Source organism: Oerskovia rustica (assembly GCF_014836555.1).
Lineage (GTDB): Bacteria > Actinomycetota > Actinomycetes > Actinomycetales > Cellulomonadaceae > Oerskovia > Oerskovia rustica.
In genome coordinates, this window is sequence record NZ_JACSQQ010000002.1 from 8,376 (window position 1) to 16,209 (window position 7,834).

A 7,834-nucleotide genomic window follows, 5' to 3' on the forward strand; every position below is an offset into this window, starting at 1 on the left:
GGGGGCCCCCGACCCGGGGGGGGGCCACCCTTCGTCGCGTTCAACGGGAGTGCTACCGCTCGGGGCGCGCCCCGGCGCTCACGCTCTCGCCCCGCCCGACGGCGTCGCTCGCCTCGTCGGGATCGGCGTCGGGATCGGCGTCGGGGTCGGCGTCGGGGTCGGCGTCGGTCACCAGGAGCTGACCCTCGGCCAGGGCCTCCGCGGCGATCTCGTGCTCGACGGAGGTCGCGAGCGGCTTCTCGTGGACGAAGCACAGGGCGATGGCCGCGATGATCGCGAGCGGCACCATGTAGAGGAAGAGCGGCACCAGCGCCTCGTTGTAGGACTCGATCACTAGGGCGCGCACGCCGTCGGGCAGGGACTGGACCAGGTCCGGGGTGAGCGACCCCGTCCCGCCCGCCGACCCCGTGCCCTGTGGGAACTTCTCCGCGAGGAGGTTGGTCAGGCGGGCGATGAAGACGCTGCCGACCACGGCCGAGCCGAGGGTGGCCCCGACCTGGCGGAAGTAGTTGTTGGCGGCGGTCGCGGTCCCGACCTCGCGCAGCGGGAACGAGTTCTGCACGATGAGCGTGAGGATCTGCATGCTCCCGCCCAGGCCGATGCCGATCACCGCGAGGAACACGCAGATCATGGGCGTCGCGGTGTCCGCCTCGACGGTCGAGAGCAGGGCCAGGCCCACGCCCAGGACCAGCGAACCGACGATCGGCGTGACCTTGTACTTCCCGGTGCGCGAGACCATCTGCCCCGTGATGACGGAGGTGACGAGCAGCGAACCCATCATGGGGATCATGAGCAGGCCCGCGGCGGTCGCGCTGGCCCCGGTCGCCATCTGCAGGTAGGTCGGCATGTAGCCGATCGCTCCGAACATCGCGATGCCCGTCGCGAGGGCCGCGATGGTCGTGACCGTGAAGTTGCGGTCCGCGAACAGGTGCAGCGGGATGATCGGCTCGTCGGCACGCTTCTCGACGAGCACGAACGCGACGGCCGCCACGACCGCGAGGGCGATCAGACCGAGGATCGTGGCCGAGCCCCACTCGTACTGCGAGCCGCCCCACGTCCCGACCAGGACGAGCGCCGTGGTCGCGACGGCCATGAGGGCCATGCCGAGGTAGTCGTGGCGCACGCGCTCGGCGCTGCGCGCCTTCTTGGGCAGGTGCAGGAGGAAGATCGCGGCGAGCGCCGCGACGACGCCCAGCGGGATGTTGATCCAGAAGACCCAGCGCCAGCCAGGACCCTCGGTGAACCAGCCGCCGAGCAGCGGTCCCGCGACCGAGGAGACCGCGAAGACGGCACCCATGATGCCCATGTACTTGCCGCGCTCGCGGGCGGGGATGACGTCGGCGATCGCGGCCTGCGACAGGATCATGAGCCCGCCGCCGCCGAGGCCCTGGACCGTGCGGCCCACGATGAGCAGGTTCATGTCGCCCGCGAGGGCGCCGATGACCGAGCCCGCCATGAAGAGCAGGATCGCGGTCAGCAGCAGGGGCTTGCGTCCCAGGACGTCGGAGACCTTGCCGTAGATCGGCATGGTGATGGTCGAGGCGAGGATGAAGGCCGTGATGACCCAGCTCATGTGCTCGACGCCGTCGAGCTCGCCCACGATGGTGGGCAGCGCGCTCGACAGCACGGTCTGGTTGAGGGACGCGAGCAGCATCGTGACCATGAGGCCCAGGAAGAGCAGGACGATCCCGCGGTCCTTCTGGGACGCCGCCGGGGCGCCCGGGGATGACGGTTGGGCGGGCGCGGTACCTCGGGTGGTCGTCGCGCCCCGGGTGGGCGCCGGCGTGCTGCCGGCTCGGGGGGTGGTGGTCATAGCGTGGCCTCGAAGACTTCTCGGAAGATGGTGATCGCTTCGCCGATGTCGGCCTCGGCGTCGGCGTCGCTCAGGGCGGCGCCGGGGTTGCGCGAGTACGCGAAGCGCATGATGGTGCCGGCGAGCATGAGGAGCGCTCGCGCGGTGTCGGGGCTGTCGGGAAGGCCCAACGACGCGAGCTCGCTGAACCCCGTCCCGTCCTCGGCCCGGTCGGACAGCAGGTCGTTGACCAGCCCCTCGACCTGGGAGACGTAGCCCATGGCGTGCTTGCGCAGCTCGGGGTGCTCCCGCACGAGCGCCTTGCGCTCGGCGAACGGGACGCCGGGGTGGAGCGTCGAGCGCAGGATCGAGAGCAGGAACCGCACGACCCGCTCGAACGCGGGCCCCTCGGTCTCGGCACGGAAGGCCGCGAGCGCCTCGTCGGAGACGGTCGGGGGCACGAGCCCCAGGATCGCCTCCTCCTTGGTCGTGAAGTAGTTGAAGAAGGTCCGCGGCGAGACTCCCGCCGCGGCGGCGATCTCCTCGACGGTCGCGTGGTGGAGCCCCTTCTCGCGCACCAGCGCGGCGGCCGCCTGGTGGATCGTGAGCCAGGTCTCGGCGCGCTTGCGTTCGCGGAGGGACGTCGGAGCGGTCTGCATGACTGCACTGTATGCACAACTGCAAAGATTGCACAACTGCACGTTTACCGCGGGCTGGGCCGGGAGCGAGCCCGGGTCACGCCCGCGCTCCGCCCGCCGAGTGTGCAGTTCGGGCGGTCCGGCGAGCCGGAGAACAGCCCGAACTGCACGCTCGACGAGTCACCCGACCGCCAGGCTCCGCCTCACCCACCGAGCGCAACCACCCGCCCCGGGCAACCATGGACCCATGGCCACCTCGACGGCGGCACAGACCGTGAGCGTCGGCGGTCACCGCCTCAAGCTCACCAACCTGGACAAGGTCCTGTACCCGGCCACGGGCACGACCAAGGGCGAGGTCCTGGCCTACCTCGCAGCGGTCGCGGACGTCCTGCTCCCCCACGCCTCGAACCGCCCGGCCACGCGCAAGCGCTGGCCCAACGGCGTCGAGGGGCCGGTGTTCTTCCAGAAGAACCTCGACGCCGGCACGCCCACCTGGGTCCGGCGTCGCACGATCCAGCACAAGGACCACGCGAACGAGTACCCGCTCGTCAACGACCTCGCGACGCTCACGTGGCTCGGGCAGGTCGCCGCCCTGGAGATCCACGTGCCGCAGTGGCAGTTCGGGCGGACCGGCGTCCAGAAGAACCCCGACCGGCTGGTCCTCGACCTCGACCCCGGCGAGGGCGCGGGCCTGCCCGAGTGCGCCGAGGTCGCGCGCCTGGCCCGCGACGTGCTGCGCGGCATGGGCCTGAACCCCCTGCCCGTGACGAGCGGGTCCAAGGGCATCCACCTGTACGCCGCGCTCGACGGCCACCAGACCACCGACGAGGTCAGCGCGGTAGCGCACGAGCTCGCGCGCTACCTCGAGGCCGAGCACCCCGACCTCGTCGTGAGCGACATGAAGAAGGCGCTGCGTGGCGGCAAGGTGCTCGTCGACTGGAGCCAGAACAACGGCAACAAGACCACCATCGCGCCCTACTCGCTGCGTGGCCGTGCCCACCCGACCGTCGCGGCCCCGCGCACGTGGGGGAGCTCGACGACCCCGACCTCGCGCACCTCGACAAGGACCAGGTCGTGGAGCGGGTCCAGAGCATGGGCGACCCGCTCGCGGCGCTCACTGCCGGCCACCTGGCCTCTCTCGAACCCACGCCCGAGCGCATGGCGACGTTCGCGCGCAAGGGCGCGGCGCCGTCGGGCGGCGGGAGCACGGACGACGACGGGCGCGACAGCACACCAGGAGACGCCCCCCGCCGCGACCGCCTCGAGGCCTACCGCGCCAAGCGCGACGCCTCCCGGACGCCCGAGCCGGTCCCGGGATCGGGCGAGCCGCCCGACGGGTCACCAGCGGGCAACAGCTTCGTCATCCAGGAGCACCACGCGCGCCGCCTGCACTGGGACTTCCGCCTGGAGCACGACGGCGTCCTCGTGAGCTGGGCCCTGCCGCGCGGGGAGCCGACCGACACGAAGCAGAACCATCTCGCGGTCCAGACCGAGGACCACCCGCTCGCGTACGGCTCGTTCGAGGGGACCATCCCGGCGGGCGAGTACGGCGGCGGCGAGGTGACCATCTGGGACGCGGGCACGTACGAGCTCGAGAAGTGGCGCGACGACGAGGAGGTCATCGTCACGCTGCACGGCGAGCAGCACGGGACGCGGCGGCTCGCACTCATCCACACGGGGGGCCATCAGCAGCACGGCTCCTCCGGCGCATCAGGCAGAGCCGAGGAGAACAACTGGCTCATCCACCTCATGGCCCCGCGCGACGAGGGGCCGGCGCCACAGCGCGCGACGCAGCACGCCGCGCCCCGCGGCAAGGCTTCCGGACAGCCCACCGAGCCCGACGACGAGCCCGCGGGCGCCGCCCTGCCCCGCCCCATGCTCGCGACCGCCGGGACGGTCGAGACGCTCACGGCCGAGGGCGACCCCGAGGGCTGGGCCTACGAGATGAAGTGGGACGGCTTCCGGGTGGTCGCGCAGGTCACCGGCAGCACCGGTGCCCCGACCGTCCGCCTCGTGAGCCGCAGCGGCAAGGACATGACCGTGACCTACCCCGAGCTCGCGGACCTCGCGTCCCGCGTCCGCGCTCAGGACCTGCCCGTGGTCGTGGACGGCGAGATCGTGGCGCTCGACGCCCGCGGTCGCCCGAGCTTCCGGCGGCTCCAGCAGCGCGCCAACCTCACCAGGGCGGGGGACGTCGCGGCGGCGCGCGCGAAGGTCGGGGTCGAGCTCATGCTCTTCGACGTCCTGTCCGTCGCTGGCCGCTCGCTCGTCCGGCGCACCTACGACGAGCGCCGCGAGATCCTCGAGGGCCTGGTCGACGGGTCGGGGATCGTGCACGTGCCGCCCGCGTTCGACGGCGACCTCGCGGGGGCCGTCGCGACGAGCAGGCAGCTCGCCCTGGAGGGCGTGGTGGCCAAGCGCCGCACGAGCACGTACACGGCCGGGCGACGCTCGCGGACCTGGATCAAGATCAAGCACTCGCACAGCCAGGAGGTCGTGGTGGTCGGTTGGCGCCCGGGGCACGGGGACAGGTCGCACCTGGTCGGCTCGTTGCTGCTCGCCGTGCCCGACGACGAGGGGCTGCGCTACGTGGGCCGCGTCGGGTCGGGCTTCACCGAGAAGGACCGGCGCGACCTCGTGACACGGCTCGGCCGGATCGAACGGGTCACGAACCCGGCTCTCGACGTCCCGGCCGCGGACGCCTCGGACGCCCGCTGGGTCACGCCGCACCTGGTCGGCGAGGTCGACTACGCGGACTGGACGAGCGCCCCGGAGGGCGACGGCAAGCTGCGGCACGCGGTGTGGCGGGGCTGGCGGCCCGACAAGTCGCCCGAGGACGTGCGCCGGGAGGGGTGAGACCTCAGTCCCGCGGTGCGGCCCGGGCACGCCGGGTGCGCGCGGCGTCGCGGCTGGTCTGCACGTGCCCGACGGCAAGCCGCGCCGCCTCCTGCCCGTCGCCCGCGCGGATCGCGGCCAGGAGACCGCGGTGCTCGTCGACCATCTCCTGGAGGTCGACGTGCTGCCCGAGGAGCCAGCGCAGGCGGCTCGCGGTGATCGCGCCGATCTCGTCGAGGAGGGGGCTCGCGGCGGTCGTCGCGACGAGCTCGTGGAAGTCGGCGCCAGCACGGTGGGCGGCCTTCGCGTCGTGGTCGCGCGCGGCCCGGGCCTCGCGGTCGAGGACGGCCTCGAGCGCGGCGACCTCGTCGGGGGTCCTGCGTTCGGCGGCGAGGCGGAAGGTCAGGGTCTCGAGCGCCGAGCGCACCTCGATCAGGTCGTCGACGTCGGCGTCGGTGAAGGTCCGCACGACGGCCCACGTCCTGGGGCGCGGGGTCACGAGCCCCTCGGCGATGAGCGCCTTGAGGGCGTCGCGGACGGGGACGCGGCTCACCCCGAGCTCGGCCGCGAGGTCGCGCTCGACGAGCCGGTCGCCCGGCGCACGGTCGCCGTCGATGATCTGCTCGCGCACGATCCGGGCGACCCGGTCCGCCTCGGGCTCGAACGACTGGTCTGCGCTCATGCGCCCATCCTCCCGGAAGCCCCGGCGAGAAATGGTATACCATTTGCTGACGGTGAGAGCCCCTGGGGGTGGGTCCTGCACCAGGCCAGCCAGCACCACCGGAAGAAGGACCTCAGATGCCCCCGTTCCCCAGCTCTCCCCAGGTCGCCGTGTCGGTGCTGCGCAACGTCAGGCCATGGGGCACCGACCCCGTCGACCTCCACGTCGCGGACGGGCACATCACCCGGGTGACGCCGCACTCCCCCGCGGAGGCTGCGCCGTCGGGCAGCGTGCCCGCCCCGGGCGAGGTCGACGGGCGTGGCCTCCTGGCCCTGCCCGGGTTCGTCAACGCGCACGCGCACGTCGACAAGAGCTGGTGGGGCAAGCCGTGGGTCAGCTACGGCGGCGAGGCCACCACGCAGGGACGCATCGCGCACGAGCGCGAGCACCGTGACGAGCTCGGCATCCCCGGGGTCGACGTCACGGTCGCCGTCCTGCGCGAGTTCCTGCGCCACGGCACGACGGCGATCCGCACCCACGTGGACGTCGACCTGGGCCTCGGGCTGCGCGGTATCGACGTGGTCCGCGAGTCCCTGTTCGTCCTCGGCGGCGCGGTCGACGCCGAGATCGTCGCGTTCCCCCAGGACGGCGTCCTGCGCCGACCCGGTGTGCTCGAGCTGCTCGACGCCGCAGCGACCGCCGGGGCCGAGCACATCGGCGGGCTCGACCCCGCCTCGATCGACCGCGACCCCGTGACGCAGCTCGACGGGCTGTTCGAGATCGCCGAGCGACGCGGCGTCGGCGTCGACGTCCACCTCCACGACGGCGGCGAGCTCGGCGCGTTCCAGATCGAGCTCATGATCGAGCGCACGATCCGCGCGGGCCTGCAGGGCAAGGTCAACGTCGCGCACGGCTTCGCGGTCGGGCAGCTCCCGCCGACCCGCATGGCCGACCTCGTCGAGGCCATGGGCGACGCGGGCATCAGCATGACGACCGTCGCCCCGATCGGCGCCACCCCGCTCCCGCTCGACCTGCTGCGCGCGCACGGCGTGCGCGTGGGCCTGGGCACCGACGGCATCCGCGACCTGTGGGCGCCGTACGGCACGGGCGACCTGCTCGCACTCACGACCCGCCTGTCCCAGCTCGCGCGCTTCCGCCACGACGAGGACATCGTGCGCGCAGCCCGGCTCGCGACGAGCGACGCCGCGCACTTCGTGGGACGCCCGGTGCACGACCTCGTCGAGGGTGCGCGCGCCGACGTCGTGCTGGTCGACGCCGAGAACACCATGGACGCCGTGGTCCGGGCGCCGGGCCGCGCGCTCGTCGTGGCCGGCGGCCAGGTCGTGGCCCGCGACGGGGAGGTCCTGGTCTGACAGGCCGATGAGTTCTCCGAGGACCGCCGGTCTACACCGACGACACCCGTCCTCGCTGCGGAGCACCGCGGCGGTACGTCCGAAGGAGCTCCTCATGACCGGAACCCAGATCTTCGTCAACCTGCCCGTGGCCGACCTCGACAGGTCCAAGGCGTTCTACACGCAGCTCGGGTTCACGATCAACGAGCAGTTCACCGACGAGAACGCGTCGTGCGTCGTCATCAGCGACACGATCTACGTCATGCTCCTGACGCGCGACTTCTTCCGCCGGTTCACGTCGAAGGACATCGTCGACGCCCAGAGCGCGACCGAGACCATCAACGCGATCAGCGCCGAGTCCCGCCCGGGTGTCGACGAGCTCGCCGACCGGGCGCTCGCCGCGGGCGGGTCGCAGACCAACCCGCCCCAGGACGAGGGCTTCATGTACTCGCGCAGCTTCTCCGACCTCGACGGACACCTGTGGGAGATCATGTACATGGACCCGAGCGCGATCGACGGCTGACCTGCCGGGACACGACGGGCGGCGGCGCCGGGG

5 protein-coding genes and 1 pseudogene are annotated in these 7,834 nt (G+C 72.5%); 3 read left to right on the plus strand and 3 right to left on the minus strand.

Features of this window, described 5'->3' with window-relative positions; all coding sequences use genetic code 11:
* Window positions 1-52: 52 nt before the first annotated feature.
* Window positions 53-1,813 (minus strand): MDR family MFS transporter, encoded by a 1,761-nt coding sequence (locus tag H9652_RS01195; RefSeq protein WP_191794292.1) that lies wholly within the window; start codon window positions 1,811-1,813, stop codon window positions 53-55.
* Window positions 1,810-2,451 (minus strand): TetR/AcrR family transcriptional regulator, encoded by a 642-nt coding sequence (locus tag H9652_RS19515; RefSeq protein WP_225227573.1) that lies wholly within the window; start codon window positions 2,449-2,451, stop codon window positions 1,810-1,812. The genes H9652_RS01195 and H9652_RS19515 overlap by 4 nt, the downstream gene beginning before the upstream one ends.
* A gap of 226 nt (window positions 2,452-2,677) precedes the next feature.
* Between H9652_RS19515 and H9652_RS01205 the strand changes: the two are divergent.
* Window positions 2,678-5,286 (plus strand): annotated as a pseudogene (locus H9652_RS01205) (ATP-dependent DNA ligase).
* A 4-nt stretch (window positions 5,287-5,290) separates the two neighbouring features.
* On the opposite strand, the gene H9652_RS01210 reads toward H9652_RS01205, so the two are convergent.
* A complete protein-coding gene (locus H9652_RS01210; RefSeq protein ID WP_191794293.1) occupies window positions 5,291-5,947 on the minus strand; it encodes a GntR family transcriptional regulator in 657 nt (218 codons plus the stop codon).
* 116 nt (window positions 5,948-6,063) lie between these two features.
* Between H9652_RS01210 and H9652_RS01215 the strand changes: the two genes are divergently transcribed.
* Entirely contained in the window at window positions 6,064-7,299 is a 1,236-nt protein-coding gene (locus tag H9652_RS01215; RefSeq protein WP_191794294.1) for an amidohydrolase family protein, read from the plus strand.
* Between the two features lie 94 nt (window positions 7,300-7,393).
* Window positions 7,394-7,801, plus strand: coding sequence for a VOC family protein (locus tag H9652_RS01220; protein ID WP_191794295.1), 408 nt, complete (start codon window positions 7,394-7,396; stop codon window positions 7,799-7,801).
* Window positions 7,802-7,834: the final 33 nt, after the last annotated feature.